We start from the raw sequence: 15,473 nt of genomic DNA, 5'->3' as shown, positions 1-15,473 counted from the left end.
CGTTCAGACAGCGGACATTCTCTGTCCGTTTGTGCTATATGATAATCTCCTATTAAAGAACTTTTCTCGATTCCCTCGCGGGTCTCTCTTATTATATATACCTGAGCATTTCAGGCCATATCTTTTCATTTCTTGTGCGCCACAGAATCGCTCTGTAACCCTATCCCTTTCGGGACTGCAAAGGTAGGAATCTTTTTCTTTTCTGCAAGAATTATTTTTTCTTTTTTTTCAGTGCCCTTATCTCTAAGAAAACACCGGCAGAATCAACCTCTCTCACTCCCTGAACCTCGTTTTTCAGTACCGGATCGCTCCGGATTCCCGTCCTTGCGATCGGGAGTGCAAAGGTAAGAACTTTTTTGTTCGGTGCAAGTTTTTTTTAACTTTTTTTTCTAAGCTACCAAAACCTGTTTAAATGGCTCCTTAAAGGTAACTCCAGGCACCGAGCTTCGCCCTTCTTCCTCTTTGCTTCATGTCAACCTTCCTCTCCTGCCCTTCCCCTCTTTAAAACCCTTTTCCTTGCGATTGGGAGTGCAAAAGTAGATATTTATACTATACTAGCAAACTTTTTATTGCCTTTTTTTACAACTAATCATCAACTTACTGAGTAAGAATGTGTTATTTTTTTGGTTAATACCTCTCGAGCTCTCTAGTTACCCTAACATATACAATATATAACTAATAAACGCTCTTAATATATATACAAGAATAACAGAAACTGATAAATCAGGTATCTGATTTAGCCTAATCACTTATCAAAATTTGCCCTCTGAATAAATCATCAATCCAAAATCAATAAACAAGCTTCAATCTATTTTCTCACCTTCTGTATCAAGTATTTCAAATATATCTGATATAGTAGCCATATTTATACTGATATTGCATTCGAAAATTTCATATTATATTTTAAATTTTCACACATCACTTCATATCATGACTAAACAAAAATTAATAACGGCATTAAAGATTATAGCCATTCCTACAATTTACGCTCTATTATCAAGAACATTGTTTGGTGAATCTACCTGGGAGAGTATGTTCAATATGATGTCAAAAGCGTTTCTATTTCTTTTACCTTCAACTGTTGGAGCATTGACAGTTTATTTATCAAAAGAAGAGAAAGTAAAAAGTCTTTCTTATAGAATTTTTATTCCTTGGATTCCAATTTTCACTTTCTTTTTCATCACATTTATCTTTGCTATTGAAGGCTGGCCTTGTTTATTAATGATACTACCTATCTTTCTGCTTGCTGCTTCTATTGGAGGATTTATTGGCGGATATTTCAAACTTAAAAAGAAAGACAACAATTTATATATTTCGATCTTAATCCTTTTACCACTATTTGCATCACCTATAGAAAACTACATCGGTGCCAATTCCACTCCCTATAAAGCATATACCTATATTGATATAAATGCGCCAGCAGAAAAAATCTGGAGCAATGTTACCAGGGTAAGAGAAATAAACAAAGAACAAGATAAAGGCTGGCTTACCAAATTATTGAATTTCCCACGACCTGTGAAAGCTGAACTTAACTATGAAGGAGTTGGAGCTTACAGAGAAGCTATATTTACAAATGGGCTCATTTTTCATGAGACTGTAACCGAGTATATAGACAATAAAAAAATGTCATTTACTATAAAAGCCCTTCCTCATGAAATCCCTCTAACAACAATGGACGAGCATTTAGTTGTTGGTGGAAAATATTTTGATGTATTGAATGGAACTTATGAACTTGAAAAACTAAACGATAAAACCTATAGATTGCACCTTTGGAGCTACTTTAAATTAACTACTACATTTAATTTTTATGCCAGTTGGTGGGCTAACAATATTATGAAGGACATCCAAAACAACATTTTACAAATTGAAAAGCATAGAGCAGAACACGAATAAAACAATTACGTATTAGGAATACCTTCGCTCTACTTGAAAAACTACCTTACGCAAACCCTATTCACTATTTCTTATCACTCCTGTTTCTCTATTATAGAAGCAGGAGTCAGCCCCCTCTTCACCTATCGAACTTTTAAAATAAGCACCAAATTTTCGAGAGATATAAACAAACCAATAAATTCGTTTAATTAACAAAATGGTTTAACACGTCTTTCAAAGAGAGAATAAAGAGTCAAATTACAGGTAAATTAGAGCAATTAACAGACTATTTAACAACTGGCGTTTAGTCTTCTTTAATATCCCCCCCTAATCACTCCTTAACCGCCATAAAACAAAAAAAGCCTCACATTTCTGTGAAGCTTTTCAAGTGGTGCCTCCAGGGATCGAACCAGGGACACAAGGATTTTCAGTCCTTTGCTCTACCTACTGAGCTAAGGCACCAGCCTTATTTCCCTTCAACGTTTGTTCCGTTTCGGGATTGCAAATGTAGATTCTTTTTCTGAATATCCAAAGTATATCTAAAATTATTTTTCAAAAAACACACATTACATTGTATTACAAGGAGATAATTTTGCCTGATCCGGAGATACGCTGACTAATTACAGGAGTTCCTTTATAAAAAACTTTTCCGCTACCACTAATATTAACATCTAACTCGTTTTTAACTGAAACCTTTAATTCTCCGCTACCAGAAATCTTGATGCCCATTTTATCCGCACTTAACTGTTCGGCTTCAATATTTCCACTTCCATTGACAGAAAAATAACAGCTATTCACCTCTCCTCCCTGATAGGTTATTCTACCAGATCCGTTAATTTCAGTATGCAAATGTTCTTTTCTCGGAAATCTTCCCAAAAAACTAGCTTTACAACTACCATTAATTTCTAAATCAGGCAAAGCATCAATAGTAAGGTACACTTTAATATTATTATTTCTAATCCGATAAGAATCTTCATATTTAAGCACCAATTTATCTCCAACAACCTCTGTTTTGAATATAGGCAATAAATTTTGGTACCCTCTGATCTCCAACTTCCTTTCTTTTCCATATTCCACATACAGCTCAATCTCTCCGTCGACTTTTATAAATCGGAAACTGCTTTTGAGACTTTCTGTTCTTTCTCTTGTTTCAATTGGTCCTTCTCCTTTTATTACATTTTTCTCACAAGAAGTTAGTGTCCAAACAACCATAAAGCATACTAAGTAAATGATATCTTTCATATTTAAAGTTTTAATATTATGAAACAAAAACACTCAATAATATATTTACCCTTAGTAAGGGTAGATATTTTTTTTGACAGATAGTATATTATGTACTTTTATTTCAGAATTTAATATGCAAGCATATTAAATTTATTATATTTATATAATCATATAAACATCAATATGGCAGCACAGATTATATTCATTCTATTATTCTTAATAGCGGTAGTATTATTTACTACCAAGTCTAAGAAGATATACAGAAACATTAAGTTGGGAAGAACAGTACAAATTACCGGAAACAGAAGAGAACGATGGCTTACTATGCTAAAGGTTGCTTTTGGACAGAGTAAAATGACCGCCCGCCCCGTAGCCGCATTGATGCACCTTTTTGTGTATATAGGGTTCATTATTATCAATCTGGAAGTGCTGGAGATTATTATTGACGGTATATTTGGTACTCATCGTATCTTTTCCTTTTTAGGATCTGGATATGATTTCCTAATAGGGTCATTTGAAATTCTCGCTTTACTGGTATTGATAGGTGTTATCGTATTCCTTGCCAGAAGAGCAGTACTACAACTCAAACGATTCTCAGGTGTGGAGATGACAAAATGGCCAAAACAAGACGCTATAAATATTCTCGTTATAGAGGTGCTGCTTATGACAGCTTTTCTTACTATGAATGCAGCCGACCAAAAACTGCAGCAATTGGGTGTATATCATCAAGCTGGCAGTTTCCCTATCTCTAGCTATCTCATCTCTCTACTACCAGAACAGGCAACGCAGCTAATTTTGATAGAAAGATTCTGCTGGTGGTTTCATATCGTAGGAATCTTATTTTTTCTTAACTACTTACCTTACTCTAAACACTTTCATATTATATTAGCATTCCCAAATACCTGGTATTCCAAATTAGACCCCAAAGGGCAGTTCAACAATATGCAATCTGTAACTAATGAGGTAAAGGCAATGCTTGATCCTTCTTTTACTCCGCCTCCAAGCGATGCTGTTGCAAAATTTGGCGCCAATGATATTTTTGACCTCAACCAGGTACAATTACTCAATGCCTACACCTGTACAGAATGTGGGCGCTGTACTTCTGTATGCCCCGCCAATATAACTGGTAAGCTTTTATCTCCAAGAAAGATTATGATGGATACACGAGACAGACTGGAAGAAGTAGGCTACGAATTAGATAAAAATAAAAGCGAAGAAGAAATCAAACAGAAAACATTACTGGATAATTACATCTCCAGGGAAGAAATTTGGGCATGCACTACTTGTAATGCCTGCACACAGGCCTGCCCTGTAAACATAGATCCGCTATCCATTATTCTCGAACTCAGAAGATACGCTGTTATGGAAGAGTCTAATGCAGCGGGAAGCATTAACGCTATGTTCAGTAATATAGAAAACAATGCTGCTCCATGGAAATATTCACCGAACGACAGATTTAACTGGGCTAATCAATAATTTAAAGACTATGATTGATTTCAAGATACCAACAATGGCAGAACTTTTAGCTAAGGGCGAAGAACCTGAAATACTTTTTTGGGTTGGATGTGCTGGAAGTTACGATGAAAGAGCTCAACGGATTACACAAGCTATAGCCAAAATACTCCACCACACCCATATTAAGTTTGCAGTATTGGGTACAGAAGAATCATGCACAGGCGATCCGGCAAAAAGAGCAGGAAACGAGTTCTTATTCCAAATGCAGGCGATGACTAATATAGAAGTCCTAAATGCCTATAATATCAAAAAGATTGTCACTGCCTGCCCTCATTGTTTTAACACATTAAAAAATGAATACCCACAACTTGGTGGTCATTACGAAGTTATACACCATAGCCAGTTAATTCAGGAACTTATAGATGAAGGAAAACTGAGGACAGATGACGGTTCTGCTTTTAAAGGAAAGAAAATAACTTTCCACGACCCTTGTTATTTAGGACGGGGGAATGATGTTTATGAAGCTCCCCGAAAGGCTTTAGAAATACTGGATGCAGATTTAGTGGAACTCAAAAGATGTAAACAAAACGGCTTATGTTGCGGTGCGGGTGGAGCACAAATGTTTAAAGAGCCTGAAAAAGGCAATAAAGATATAAACATTGAGAGAATGGACGATATACTTGAATCAAAAGCCAATATTGTAGCAGTAGGCTGCCCTTTTTGCATGACTATGATTAAAGATGGCGTTAAACACTTTGAGAAAGAATCCGAGATCGAGGTTTTAGATATTGCAGAAATTACGGCAAAAAATAATGGTCTTTAGTTTTCCAGTACTTTCACAACTACAGGATACTCTCTTCTATCAACAACCTGGCTTACTTTTCCGGGGATGCTATCTAAAAGCTCCCCTTTTTTCGGATGTAAATGAGACAACTCTTTTTTCTCATCAATGCCTGCATCTAACCATTGTTTCAAAAAAGCAGCATGGCAAACAGAAATACACAATAAAAATATTATGTAATAAGTCTTCTTCACAATGTACGTTTTAGTTTAGTACACGCAATATACCATAAAAAACGCTATATCTTTGAATATTTTTTATTTTTTAACAAAAAGACCTTTCAAAGAATTAATATTATTGACAAAAAAATTAAGCTGCTCCTCGTCCATATTTACTACTGGAAATGAAATTTCATTTGCCATAGAATCAATATCTCCTCTGGGGTCTCGTCGCGTTTGGTAAATAACTGTTTCCGGCGAGCATTTAAAATAAAAAGTTCCTTGCTTATCGGTACCATAATAACTCATATCATCCAGCTTTTCCAACTTCACCGAAAAAAATTCCGATTTATTATTCTTCCACACTCTTTTATATCTTAAAAACCCATTTTCTGTGATTTCCAAGCTGTAACTTTTCACTTCCAGATATTTTTCTGCCTCACATTTCGCATAAATCTCATGAATAGATTTCTTAATATCTCCGGTATCCTTTTCCATAAAAAAAGAAGTCCATGAAAACCATAAAGAAAAAAATAAACGACATACAATATATAGCATGCTTATATAAATTCCAAAAACATTAAACCTGTTATCTCTATTAATCTACCTATCCCCTTAAAACCTAACACATATTCCCTTATAAAAATAACCACAGTTTCTATTATCAGAGAAAATATTTATCAACCATTACAGGTTATCCACATTCGGGGCTTATCCCTATTTTTAATTACTTTTGTAAGTATGGAACTTAGTCAAGAATCAAAAGTTTGGATCTACCAATCGGATCGCGAATTTACCGAGGCCGAATTACAACAATTAACGGCATTATTAACAGATTTCACTTCTTCATGGACTGCTCATAATCAGGAATTAAAAGCTTCTTTCAAAATTGCCTATAACCGTTTTATAATTTTGTTGGTTGATGAGACTTTAACAGGGGCCAGCGGATGTTCTATAGATAAATCTGTAAGGCTTATGAAAGATATAGAACAAGAATTTGGCATTAATCTTTTTGACAGATTCAATATTGCCTGGAAAGAGGAAGATATGGTCAAAACAGCAGACAGGGCTACATTTGAAAATCTGGTAAAAAACAATAGCATCCATGCGCAAACCACTGTTTTCAATAATTTAGTAAAAACACTGGGAGAGTTTGAAGCTTCCTGGGAAACTCCATTGGAAAATAGTTGGCATGCTCGCTTTTTCCTATAAATTTCACGATAGCAAATTAATTTGCTATTCAGAATGATTATATTTTTTCAATAACTGCTTTGTAAATTAAAACTATCTGTATTTATCATATAGATTTGTATAATAATCATTTACTAATTTCTTTGTCATGGATGATTTCTTGGCCGCTCGCTCTCAAATGGCCTTATCTTTAGGTTTCCATATTATTTTTGCCTGTATAGGTATGGTGATGCCATTCTTTATGGCTGTTTCACATTATTATTACCTGAAAACAAAAAAACCAGTTTATAAAAATATTACTAAAGCCTGGAGTAAGGGCGTTGCTATATTTTTTGCTACCGGTGCTGTATCCGGAACCGCACTTTCCTTTGAACTTGGATTACTATGGCCCGAATTCATGAAACATGCGGGACCTATATTTGGGATGCCCTTCTCTCTTGAAGGGACTGCCTTCTTTATAGAAGCTATTGCCCTTGGTTTTTTCTTATATGGATGGGATAAATTTAATCCCTGGTTTCATTGGTTCACAGGAGTGGTTGTTGGTGTTAGCGGAATAATATCAGGAATTTTAGTAGTTGCAGCCAACGCCTGGATGAATAACCCAACTGGTTTTGACTATATCAACGGGCAATACATCAATATAGACCCTATTAAGGCCATGTTTAACGATGCCTGGTTATCTCAGGCTTTACACATGTCTATTGCCGCCTTTTGTGCTACAGGTTTTGCCGTTGCTGGGGTACATGCCTACATGCTCCTCAAAGGAAAGAACAAAGAATTTCATCGTAAATCTTTCAGAATTGCTGCAGCGTTTGGTTGTATTGCCGCCATACTACAACCTCTAAGTGGTGATTTTTCTGCCAAAGATGTTGCCAAAAGACAACCTGCTAAACTAGCAGCAATGGAAGCACATTTTTACACAGAAAAAAGAGCTCCCCTGATTATTGGCGGTATCCCAAACGAAGAAAAACAGACTGTTGATTATGCCCTTAAAATACCGGGGCTATTAAGCTTTATTACACACGGTGATATCAATGCCGAGGTCACAGGACTTGATCAGATTCCAAAAGACGAACATCCTCCAGTAGCCATTACCCATTATGCTTTTCAAATTATGGTTGGTTTAGGAATGATTATGCTGCTCATTTCAATTCTGTATTTTTACAGTCTATGGAAAAAGCACAATCTTATGGACAAAAAGTGGTTATTAAAACTATTTGCTATTGCCACACCCATGGGCTACATTGCGGTTGAAGCCGGATGGACCGTTACCGAAGTAGGCAGACAACCCTGGATAATCTATGGCATTATGCGTACTGCTGATGCTGTAACCCCCATGCCTGGCATTGTATATTCTTTCTATTTATTCACGGCCATCTACCTTTCTTTATCTTTTATTGTAGGATTTATGCTTTACAGACAAATAAAAATGGTAGACACACTTTACGATATTTCTGAGGACCTTTCAAACAAACAGTCATGATTTACGTCGTTATTGCATTTTTATGGGCTGCTATATGGTTATACCTTTTACTAGGCGGAGCAGATTTTGGTGCAGGTATACTTGAACTTTTCACTTCCGACAAAAATAAAAGCAAAACCAGAAAAACAGTTTATCGGGTTATTGGCCCAGTTTGGGAGGCCAATCACATGTGGCTCATTATTGCTATTGTGATCCTCTTCGTAGGATTCCCTAAAATATACACCCTTATGTCTGTACACATGCATATTCCTTTAGTAATTATGCTGGTAGGTATTATAGCCAGAGGAACTGCATTTACTTTCAGGCATTATGATGCTGTTGTAGACGACATGCAGGTAGTTTACAACAAGATTTTTCAGTATTCAAGCTTTATCACTCCTTTTTTTCTAGGTATAATTGCAGCAAGCACTGTATCCGGAGCAATTGATACAGAAGCTAAAGATTTTTTATCTGCTTATGTATACAGCTGGCTTAACTGGTTTTCTATTGCCGTTGGACTTTTCACCGTATCTATTTGCGGATTTCTGGCAGCCATATTTATCATTGGCGAAACAGACACTGAAGAAGACAAAAGAAGATTTATCCAAAAAGCCAAGTTTATGAATATTGCCGCTGTAATAACTGGTGGCTTAGTATTTATAATAGCTTATTTAGAAGGAATCCCACTAGCTCAATGGATATTCGGAAACCCTATAGGCACTATTGCCATCAGTGCTGCTACCCTATCTCTTATTATCTTATGGAAAACTATAGACAAAAAAAATGCAGTGCAATTAAGAATTTTAGCAGGTTTTCAGGTGAGTATGATATTACTGAGCTTAACTTACGAGCATTTCCCCAATATTATCCTTTTAAAAAATGGAGAATATTTATCTTTGATGGAGTATCAGGGCGAAGAAAAAACTATTGCTGCATTAGCATGGGCGCTTTTGTTAGGTAGCTTGTTTATACTTCCTGCTTTATATTACCTGATTTATAGCTTTCAAAAAAAAGGTAAAGTACATTAATCAAATGTCAGGTTATTCAGTGCATTCATATTTCTTCGGATAATTGCCTGTCTTCTATAAATATAAGCTGTTGGATTGGCGGGTGTCCACCTTCTGGGATTTGGTAGTACCGCCGCCAATAAAGCAGCTTCACTTTTAAGCAGGCTTTTACAAGATTTTTTATAATATTTCTGAGTAGCTGCTTCTGCCCCATAAATACCATCCCCCATCTCTATCACGTTGAGGTAAACTTCAAGTATTCTTTTTTTAGACCAAAATAATTCTACCAATACAGTAAAATAAGCTTCAAAGCCTTTTCTAATGTAAGACCTCCCCGGCCATAGAAAAACATTTTTTACCATTTGTTGGGTAATGGTACTCCCTCCTCTTATTTTTTTACCGTCTTTATTTTTCTTGTAAGCATGTTCCATGGCTTTAAAATCAAAACCACTATGTTCCAAAAAACGAGCATCCTCAGCTGCAATAATAGCTTTTTTCAAATTCAAAGAAATCTCGTCAAAATCTCTCCATTCTTTATCTATCTTCCATGACTTACCATCAAACTTTCTTTCAAAAGCTCTAGAAATCATCAGATAGGTTACCGGTGGATTAATGAATCGATAAAACAAAACCCATAAAACAGTAATGGCAAAAAAGCCAATAATTGCTCTTTTTAGATATTTGAATAGTTTTTGGTACACCCTATAAAAATAGAAGAAATATTTAGCGCAAAAAAAATGCTCCCTAAACAATCAGGAAGCATTTTCTTTATTTAGAAAAGTTAATTATTCAGCAACAACTTCGAAAAGAACCTGAACTTTAACTTCTTTGTGTAAGTTTAAGTTTGCTTTGTACTCACCTACAAATTTAACATCAGAATCAAAAGTGATTCTTCTTCTGTCTACATCGAAACCTAATTTTTTCAATGCGTCAGCCACTTGAATTGTGTTAACCGCACCAAATATTTTACCAGTTTCTCCAGCTTTAGCGCCAATGCTTAATTTAACATCGGCTAATTTAACTGCAGTAGCTTCAGCATCTTTTTTAATTTTCTCTTGTTTAAACTGAGCTTGTTTAATATTCTCAGCTAAAACTTTTTTTGCCGACTCAGTAGCCAAGATAGCTTGCCCCTGAGGAATCAAATAATTACGGCCATAACCCGGCTTTACTACAACGATATCGTCTTTCTCGCCTAGTTTTTTTACATCTTGTGTTAAAATTACTTCCATTTTGTAGCCCTCCTTATTTTAAACCATCAGTTACAAAAGGCAAGATACCAATTATACGAGCTCTTTTTACTGCTTGAGCTACTTTACGTTGGTATTTCAAAGAAGTTCCTGTTAAACGACGAGGTAAAATTTTACCTTGATCATTAATGAACTTCAATAAAAAATTTGCGTCTTTATAATCGATATACTTAATACCGTTCTTTTTAAAACGACAATATTTTTTTCTGTTGTCCTCCACCTTGGGAGCAGTCACATACTGGATTTGTTCTCTAGCCATTAGTTTGCTGCCTCCGCTTTTTCAGATTTCTTTTTATTGAATGCACCAGAGCGTTTTTTCTCATTGTACGCCGCCGCATGCTTATCCAATTTAACAGTTAAAAATCTCATTACGCGCTCATCGCGTTTCAATTCTAACTCATACTTGCCGATAACCTCTCCTGATACCTTGTATTCAGTCAGATGGTAATACCCTGTTGATTTTTTCTCAATAGGATATGCCAGTTTTTTCAAACCCCAATTATCTTCTTGGATAATCTCGGCTCCGTTGTCAGTTAATATTTTAGAAAACTTTGCAATTGTTTCTTTTGCAGCTTCCTCTGACAACAACGGGGTAAGAATGATAGTGGTTTCGTATTGACCCATTACTTACTTTAAATTGTTTTTATTTAAGGACTGCAAAAGTATTGATTCTTTTCTGGAAAAACAACATAAGTATATATTTTTTAAAATGTTGTTTGATGAATGATTTAACTATTGAATGAGAAATGTAGGAATGATGAACGAAGTACTATGAATAATGAACGAATAGTGAAGAAGTATGAAAGAGAAACAAAAACAATTCCACAGATAAATAAAAAGCGACTAAGCCGGGAGGCTTATCGCTTTTACACACCTATTAAATTAAAAAAATCAATGATGATTTTTGAAGGAAGGATCACTTCTTAACCTTTATACCATTAATGTATAAATATCCTACGAAACCTATTAACAATCTCGCCCAAATCTTTGTCTTTTTCAAACCTGTCATTGTTTCGCAAAAATAGACAAACTTATCAACAAAAGAAAAATAAAAAACCAAAACATTTTAAAACTCACTCCCAAAGCGTTAGAAGGACAATTTTTTTAAATAAAAAACAAAGGAACGAGCTTCGTACACGTAACTACACCTATAGAATTAAAAAGAGGAATATGTTGCAATATCCCCCACATCTTTATATTTTTGCTAGCAATGGAAAATTTTATCGTATCGGCAAGAAAATACAGACCAGTAACCTTTGAAAGTGTTGTTGGCCAATCTCATGTTACCAATACTTTAAAAAATGCCATTAAGACCAATCAGTTAGCACAGGCATTTCTATTCTGTGGTCCTCGTGGTGTAGGCAAAACTACTTGTGCGCGTATACTGGCAAGAACTATTAACTGCCAAAGTCTGACTGATACCGGAGAAGCCTGTGGCACTTGTGAGTCCTGCCAATCTTTTATGCATGGCGGTTCTTTCAATTTTCATGAACTGGATGCTGCATCCAATAACTCTGTAGATGATATCCGTAACCTGATAGATCAGGTTAGAATTCCCCCTCAGGGAGGAAAATATAAAGTTTATATCATAGATGAGGTTCACATGCTATCACAGAGTGCTTTCAACGCATTCTTAAAAACTCTGGAAGAGCCTCCTTCCTATGCTATATTTATATTAGCTACTACCGAAAGACATAAAATACTTCCTACTATTTTATCCAGATGTCAAATATTTGATTTCAACAGGATAAAAGTTGAAGATATGGCCGCACACCTTACCCGGATTGCCGAAAGAGAAAACATAGCTTATGATAATGACGGATTACATGTTATTGCCCAAAAGGCAGATGGCGGATTAAGGGATGCCCTGTCTATGTTTGACCAGATCGTTAGTTTCTCTAACAGGCAGGTGACTTACCAGGCGGTTATTGAAAATCTTAACATTTTAGATTACGATTATTATTTTAAGATTACCGATCTATTAATCAATACTGACACTTCCGGAGCTTTATTGCTTTTTGACGAAATTCTCAATAACGGTTTCGACGGTAATAATTTTATCAGTGGACTAGCTTCGCACTTACGCAATATCTTAATTTGTAAAGATGCCGCTACAGTGCAACTTTTAGAGGTAAGTGAGAACATTAAACAAAAATATCTGGAACAGGCCAAAGTAGCCAGCTCTTCATTTATAATCAGTGCACTTAGTATTTGTAACCAGTGCGACCTTAATTACAAAATCAGTAAAAACCAAAGACTACAGGTTGAATTAACCCTTATAAAAACCAGCCATTTACAACAGGCAATTAATTTGGGTAACAGCGCACCAGTTCGGGAATATACTGAACAGGTAAAAAAAAAACCTGATACTTTAACGGAAAAAGTTATTGAAACGGCTCCAAAGCCCGCTACAGTAGAAATCACTCAACCTGTAAAGAGCGTAGCTAATCCTATTCCCTCCCTAGAGAAAAAGGAAACAATCAATACCACCCCTCCCATTCAGGTAGAAGCGCCCAAAATTTCTTTGCCCAATAATGGAAACGGCGGATTAAAAACAGGTGGAACATTAATTCCTAATCTCAACAATCCGGGGCTCATTAAAACATCTGTAGTTAAAGAAGATGAGCCGGAATACCTGACAGGAGATGCCAAATCTGATTTTACTCAGGACGATTTTATCAAAGTATGGGTAGAATACTCACACATTGCCAAAAATAACGGTAAAATGAGTTTAGCTACACTCATGATGAATTACACTCCTATGGTTCGGGACAATTTTAGGATAGAGCTAACTGTTGAGAACAAAATGCAGTCTGATGAATTGCTAAATGAGCGAATAGATGTTCTTAATTATCTCCGACCTAAATTACAGAATTTCCACATTACCCTGGAGCCTATTGTTGCCGAAGTAGTGTCAGAGCGCAAACTCTATACCTCCAAAGACAAATACCAACACATGGTAGAACGGAACCCAAATCTGGAGTCACTTCGTCAGGCCTTTGACCTGGAACTGGACCTTTAAGTTAGTTTGATGGTTTCTCATTTATCGTGGTAGTCTATAGACTATTTATTTCTATCATTTTTTGGATACCCTTCCGCATCCAGATCATCCCTAAAATCTTCCGGAGTTTCCGAATCTTCTCTATCTCTCTTACTCGGCTTCAGACTTTCTTCTTTAGTGATATGCATACCTAAAATATCTACATCGTTTTCCAAAGAAGCATTTTTATCATATTCATTTCCTACATAAGGATTAGATTCATCATAATCTGAATTGATATCGTCTCCATTTTTTGCAGCTGTATCATAAGGATCCGGATGTTGATACTCCTTGTCTAGCATAGTTTGATCTAAATCCAACTCAAAGCTATTTTCTTCTGTATTATAATTCAGATTCAACTCTCTTTTATCCGAATGTTCTCCATTGTTTACACTTTGCTTTTTCATATGTTTATTTTTATTAACTTTCATGTTTTAAACAGCGCCTTTAATGTTTACCAACACATTGTACTAGCCGTTCAATAATGATGGTAAGCACACCTGTTTTATATTATCTTTTTTAAAAAATATCATAAACAATGCCAATAGATTCCGTATTATTGATAACAAATTATACAAATGGACACTAGTAAGCGAGAGAATATTAAGATTGGTCAACTGGTAAAAATTGTACTAAAAAAAGATCAACGTACCGGGGCCTTAACAGAAGGTGTTATAAAAGGAATACTGACCAAATCACCTTATCATCCCCACGGCATTAAAGTTATTTTAGACACCAATCAGGTGGGCCGTGTTAAAGAAATCATAGAAGATTAATCAACTATACAATCAAAACCAAACATGAATTTATATCCACTTAAGTTTAAAACCATTTTCAAAGACAAAATCTGGGGCGGAAGCAAAATAAAAGACATTTTACATAAAGATTTTTCACCATTACCTAATTGTGGTGAAACCTGGGAGATTTCAGGCGTATCTTCTGATGTATCTGTAATAGCTAACGGCTCTTTGGCCGGCACCTCTCTGGCCGATTTGTTGAAATCCGAAAAAGGAAAACTTATTGGGAAAGTAAATTATGAAAGATTTGGAGACGAATTTCCCTTACTGGTAAAATTCATAGATGCCAATGACGACTTATCTATCCAGGTACATCCTGATGATAAACTGGCCGAAAAAAGGCATCAGTCTAAAGGTAAAACCGAGATGTGGTATGTATTACAAGCTGATGAGGGAGCTTCTCTAATTTCGGGGTTTAGCGAAGAAGTAGATCGGGACAAATATCTGGGTAAATTTAACTCAGGCCATTTAACAGATATCCTGAATAAGGAAGAAGTAAAAGCCGGGGATATATTTTTCCTTCCGGCAGGCAGAATCCACACCATAGGCAAAGGCTTGTTAATTGCAGAAATTCAGCAAACTTCTGATATCACCTACAGGATTTATGATTTTGATAGGGTTGATGCCCATGGACATAAAAGAGAGCTCCATGTAGAAGAAGCTTTAGACGCCATTGATTTCAATTACTACGAGAGTTATAAAACAGCATACGACAAGACAAAGAACACTGTGGTTAAAGCTGTAGAATGCCCTTATTTTACCACCCATGTACTTGATTCTGACAGAGATTTCTCCAGAGATTATAGCAATCTGGATAGCTTTGTTATACATGTATGCGTTGAGGGAAGTTATACATTAAAATATCCGGAAGGAGAAATAGATGTACTAAAAGGAGATTGTCTATTAATCCCAGCCTGTGAGCAACGTGTAGAATTAAAAACATCTACAGGTTTTAAAATCCTGGAAAGTTTTATTGCATAATTGCTTTGTTGATTTAGCGGGAGGTGATCCGCTGTTATTACGGCAAAGGTATAGTGAGAATTTTTTATTAAAAGCTATTTTGCTGGAGATCCTGAAACGAGTTCAGGATGACCTGATAGTGGTTTTAGCTATAGACTATGGTCTATCGTCCATGGACTATTTTGCCATTACAACTATAAAAACTGTCATTCCGATGAG

At 35.8% G+C, this 15,473-nt stretch carries 17 protein-coding genes and 1 tRNA gene; 9 read left to right on the top strand and 9 right to left on the bottom strand.

From position 1 onward, the window contains the following. Positions 1-930 precede the first annotated feature (930 nt). Positions 931-1,893: an SRPBCC family protein gene (locus tag ACFSAH_RS02110; protein ID WP_379661033.1), complete on the top strand. Its 963-nt coding sequence runs from the start codon at positions 931-933 to the stop codon at positions 1,891-1,893. 368 nt (positions 1,894-2,261) lie between these two features. Here ACFSAH_RS02110 and ACFSAH_RS02105 read toward each other — a convergent pair. Continuing rightward, positions 2,262-2,334: transfer RNA gene (locus ACFSAH_RS02105), tRNA-Phe, on the bottom strand. Positions 2,335-2,448: 114 nt separating this feature from the next. Next, positions 2,449-3,114: a head GIN domain-containing protein gene (locus tag ACFSAH_RS02100; RefSeq protein ID WP_379661032.1), complete on the bottom strand. Its 666-nt coding sequence runs from the start codon at positions 3,112-3,114 to the stop codon at positions 2,449-2,451. A 165-nt stretch (positions 3,115-3,279) separates the two neighbouring features. Here ACFSAH_RS02100 and ACFSAH_RS02095 point away from each other — a divergent pair, with 165 nt between their 5' ends. Next, on the top strand, positions 3,280-4,572 hold the full coding sequence (locus tag ACFSAH_RS02095; protein ID WP_379661031.1) for a 4Fe-4S dicluster domain-containing protein: 1,293 nt from the start codon (positions 3,280-3,282) through the stop codon (positions 4,570-4,572). A gap of 10 nt (positions 4,573-4,582) precedes the next feature. Beyond that, positions 4,583-5,374 (top strand): (Fe-S)-binding protein, encoded by a 792-nt coding sequence (locus ACFSAH_RS02090; protein ID WP_379661030.1) that lies wholly within the window; start codon positions 4,583-4,585, stop codon positions 5,372-5,374. Here the strand turns inward: ACFSAH_RS02090 and ACFSAH_RS02085 are convergent. Both ACFSAH_RS02085 and ACFSAH_RS02080 read right to left on the bottom strand, forming a co-directional pair. After that, positions 5,371-5,586, bottom strand: a complete 216-nt coding sequence (locus tag ACFSAH_RS02085; protein WP_379661029.1) for a hypothetical protein — start codon at positions 5,584-5,586, stop codon at positions 5,371-5,373. The genes ACFSAH_RS02090 and ACFSAH_RS02085 overlap by 4 nt on opposite strands. Before the next feature lie 63 nt (positions 5,587-5,649). Continuing rightward, positions 5,650-6,048, bottom strand: coding sequence for a hypothetical protein (locus tag ACFSAH_RS02080; RefSeq protein WP_379661028.1), 399 nt, complete (start codon positions 6,046-6,048; stop codon positions 5,650-5,652). A 243-nt stretch (positions 6,049-6,291) separates the two neighbouring features. Here ACFSAH_RS02080 and ACFSAH_RS02075 point away from each other — a divergent pair, with 243 nt between their 5' ends. From ACFSAH_RS02075 to ACFSAH_RS02065, 3 genes are all read left to right on the top strand, one after another. Beyond that, positions 6,292-6,762, top strand: a complete 471-nt coding sequence (locus tag ACFSAH_RS02075) for an ABC transporter ATPase (RefSeq protein ID WP_379661027.1) — start codon at positions 6,292-6,294, stop codon at positions 6,760-6,762. A gap of 127 nt (positions 6,763-6,889) precedes the next feature. Continuing rightward, positions 6,890-8,224, top strand: coding sequence for a cytochrome ubiquinol oxidase subunit I (locus tag ACFSAH_RS02070; RefSeq protein ID WP_379661026.1), 1,335 nt, complete (start codon positions 6,890-6,892; stop codon positions 8,222-8,224). Beyond that, positions 8,221-9,231: a cytochrome d ubiquinol oxidase subunit II gene (locus tag ACFSAH_RS02065; protein WP_379661025.1), complete on the top strand. Its 1,011-nt coding sequence runs from the start codon at positions 8,221-8,223 to the stop codon at positions 9,229-9,231. Before ACFSAH_RS02070 ends, ACFSAH_RS02065 begins: the two co-directional genes overlap by 4 nt. Here the strand turns inward: ACFSAH_RS02065 and mtgA are convergent. The 4 genes from mtgA to rpsF form a co-directional block, all read right to left on the bottom strand. Beyond that, positions 9,228-9,911 carry a monofunctional biosynthetic peptidoglycan transglycosylase gene (gene mtgA / locus ACFSAH_RS02060; RefSeq protein WP_379661024.1) on the bottom strand — a complete coding sequence of 228 codons (684 nt, stop codon included), beginning with the start codon at positions 9,909-9,911 and terminating at the stop codon, positions 9,228-9,230. The two genes, ACFSAH_RS02065 and mtgA, sit on opposite strands and share 4 nt — an antisense overlap. 84 nt (positions 9,912-9,995) lie before the next feature. Beyond that, positions 9,996-10,439: a 50S ribosomal protein L9 gene (gene rplI, locus ACFSAH_RS02055; RefSeq protein WP_379661023.1), complete on the bottom strand. Its 444-nt coding sequence runs from the start codon at positions 10,437-10,439 to the stop codon at positions 9,996-9,998. Positions 10,440-10,452: 13 nt separating this feature from the next. Further along, positions 10,453-10,716, bottom strand: a complete 264-nt coding sequence (gene rpsR, locus ACFSAH_RS02050; RefSeq protein ID WP_379661022.1) for a 30S ribosomal protein S18 — start codon at positions 10,714-10,716, stop codon at positions 10,453-10,455. After that, complete coding sequence (gene rpsF / locus ACFSAH_RS02045; RefSeq protein WP_379661021.1) at positions 10,716-11,081, bottom strand: 30S ribosomal protein S6; 366 nt, start codon at positions 11,079-11,081, stop codon at positions 10,716-10,718. The genes rpsR and rpsF overlap by 1 nt, the downstream gene beginning before the upstream one ends. 586 nt (positions 11,082-11,667) lie before the next feature. Here rpsF and ACFSAH_RS02040 point away from each other — a divergent pair. Beyond that, positions 11,668-13,479 (top strand): DNA polymerase III subunit gamma/tau, encoded by a 1,812-nt coding sequence (locus tag ACFSAH_RS02040; RefSeq protein WP_379661020.1) that lies wholly within the window; start codon positions 11,668-11,670, stop codon positions 13,477-13,479. Between the two features lie 41 nt (positions 13,480-13,520). Here ACFSAH_RS02040 and ACFSAH_RS02035 read toward each other — a convergent pair whose 3' ends face one another. Beyond that, the gene (locus tag ACFSAH_RS02035; protein ID WP_379661019.1) at positions 13,521-13,904 is read right to left on the bottom strand and encodes a hypothetical protein; all 384 of its coding nucleotides are present in this window, start codon (positions 13,902-13,904) and stop codon (positions 13,521-13,523) included. A gap of 171 nt (positions 13,905-14,075) precedes the next feature. Here ACFSAH_RS02035 and ACFSAH_RS02030 point away from each other — a divergent pair, with 171 nt between their 5' ends. Then, entirely contained in the window at positions 14,076-14,273 is a 198-nt protein-coding gene (locus ACFSAH_RS02030) for a YwbE family protein (RefSeq protein ID WP_379661018.1), read from the top strand. Between the two features lie 24 nt (positions 14,274-14,297). After that, positions 14,298-15,275, top strand: coding sequence for a type I phosphomannose isomerase catalytic subunit (locus tag ACFSAH_RS02025; RefSeq protein ID WP_379661017.1), 978 nt, complete (start codon positions 14,298-14,300; stop codon positions 15,273-15,275). Positions 15,276-15,473 lie beyond the last annotated feature (198 nt).

The organism is Pseudopedobacter beijingensis (assembly GCF_042678145.1).
Taxonomy (GTDB): domain Bacteria; phylum Bacteroidota; class Bacteroidia; order Sphingobacteriales; family Sphingobacteriaceae; genus Pseudopedobacter; species Pseudopedobacter beijingensis.
This window is presented reverse-complemented; position numbering and strand designations above follow the sequence as displayed.

Coding starts and splice junctions, on each gene's coding strand:
- ACFSAH_RS02110 (WP_379661033.1), top strand. CDS start 931: ATGACTAAACAAAAATTAATAACGGCATTAAAGATTATAGCCATTCCT.
- ACFSAH_RS02100 (WP_379661032.1), bottom strand. CDS start 3,114: ATGAAAGATATCATTTACTTAGTATGCTTTATGGTTGTTTGGACACTA.
- ACFSAH_RS02095 (WP_379661031.1), top strand. CDS start 3,280: ATGGCAGCACAGATTATATTCATTCTATTATTCTTAATAGCGGTAGTA.
- ACFSAH_RS02090 (WP_379661030.1), top strand. CDS start 4,583: ATGATTGATTTCAAGATACCAACAATGGCAGAACTTTTAGCTAAGGGC.
- ACFSAH_RS02080 (WP_379661028.1), bottom strand. CDS start 6,048: ATGGAAAAGGATACCGGAGATATTAAGAAATCTATTCATGAGATTTAT.
- ACFSAH_RS02075 (WP_379661027.1), top strand. CDS start 6,292: ATGGAACTTAGTCAAGAATCAAAAGTTTGGATCTACCAATCGGATCGC.
- ACFSAH_RS02070 (WP_379661026.1), top strand. CDS start 6,890: ATGGATGATTTCTTGGCCGCTCGCTCTCAAATGGCCTTATCTTTAGGT.
- ACFSAH_RS02065 (WP_379661025.1), top strand. CDS start 8,221: ATGATTTACGTCGTTATTGCATTTTTATGGGCTGCTATATGGTTATAC.
- rplI (WP_379661023.1), bottom strand. CDS start 10,439: ATGGAAGTAATTTTAACACAAGATGTAAAAAAACTAGGCGAGAAAGAC.
- rpsR (WP_379661022.1), bottom strand. CDS start 10,716: ATGGCTAGAGAACAAATCCAGTATGTGACTGCTCCCAAGGTGGAGGAC.
- rpsF (WP_379661021.1), bottom strand. CDS start 11,081: ATGGGTCAATACGAAACCACTATCATTCTTACCCCGTTGTTGTCAGAG.
- ACFSAH_RS02040 (WP_379661020.1), top strand. CDS start 11,668: ATGGAAAATTTTATCGTATCGGCAAGAAAATACAGACCAGTAACCTTT.
- ACFSAH_RS02035 (WP_379661019.1), bottom strand. CDS start 13,904: ATGAAAAAGCAAAGTGTAAACAATGGAGAACATTCGGATAAAAGAGAG.
- ACFSAH_RS02030 (WP_379661018.1), top strand. CDS start 14,076: ATGGACACTAGTAAGCGAGAGAATATTAAGATTGGTCAACTGGTAAAA.
- ACFSAH_RS02025 (WP_379661017.1), top strand. CDS start 14,298: ATGAATTTATATCCACTTAAGTTTAAAACCATTTTCAAAGACAAAATC.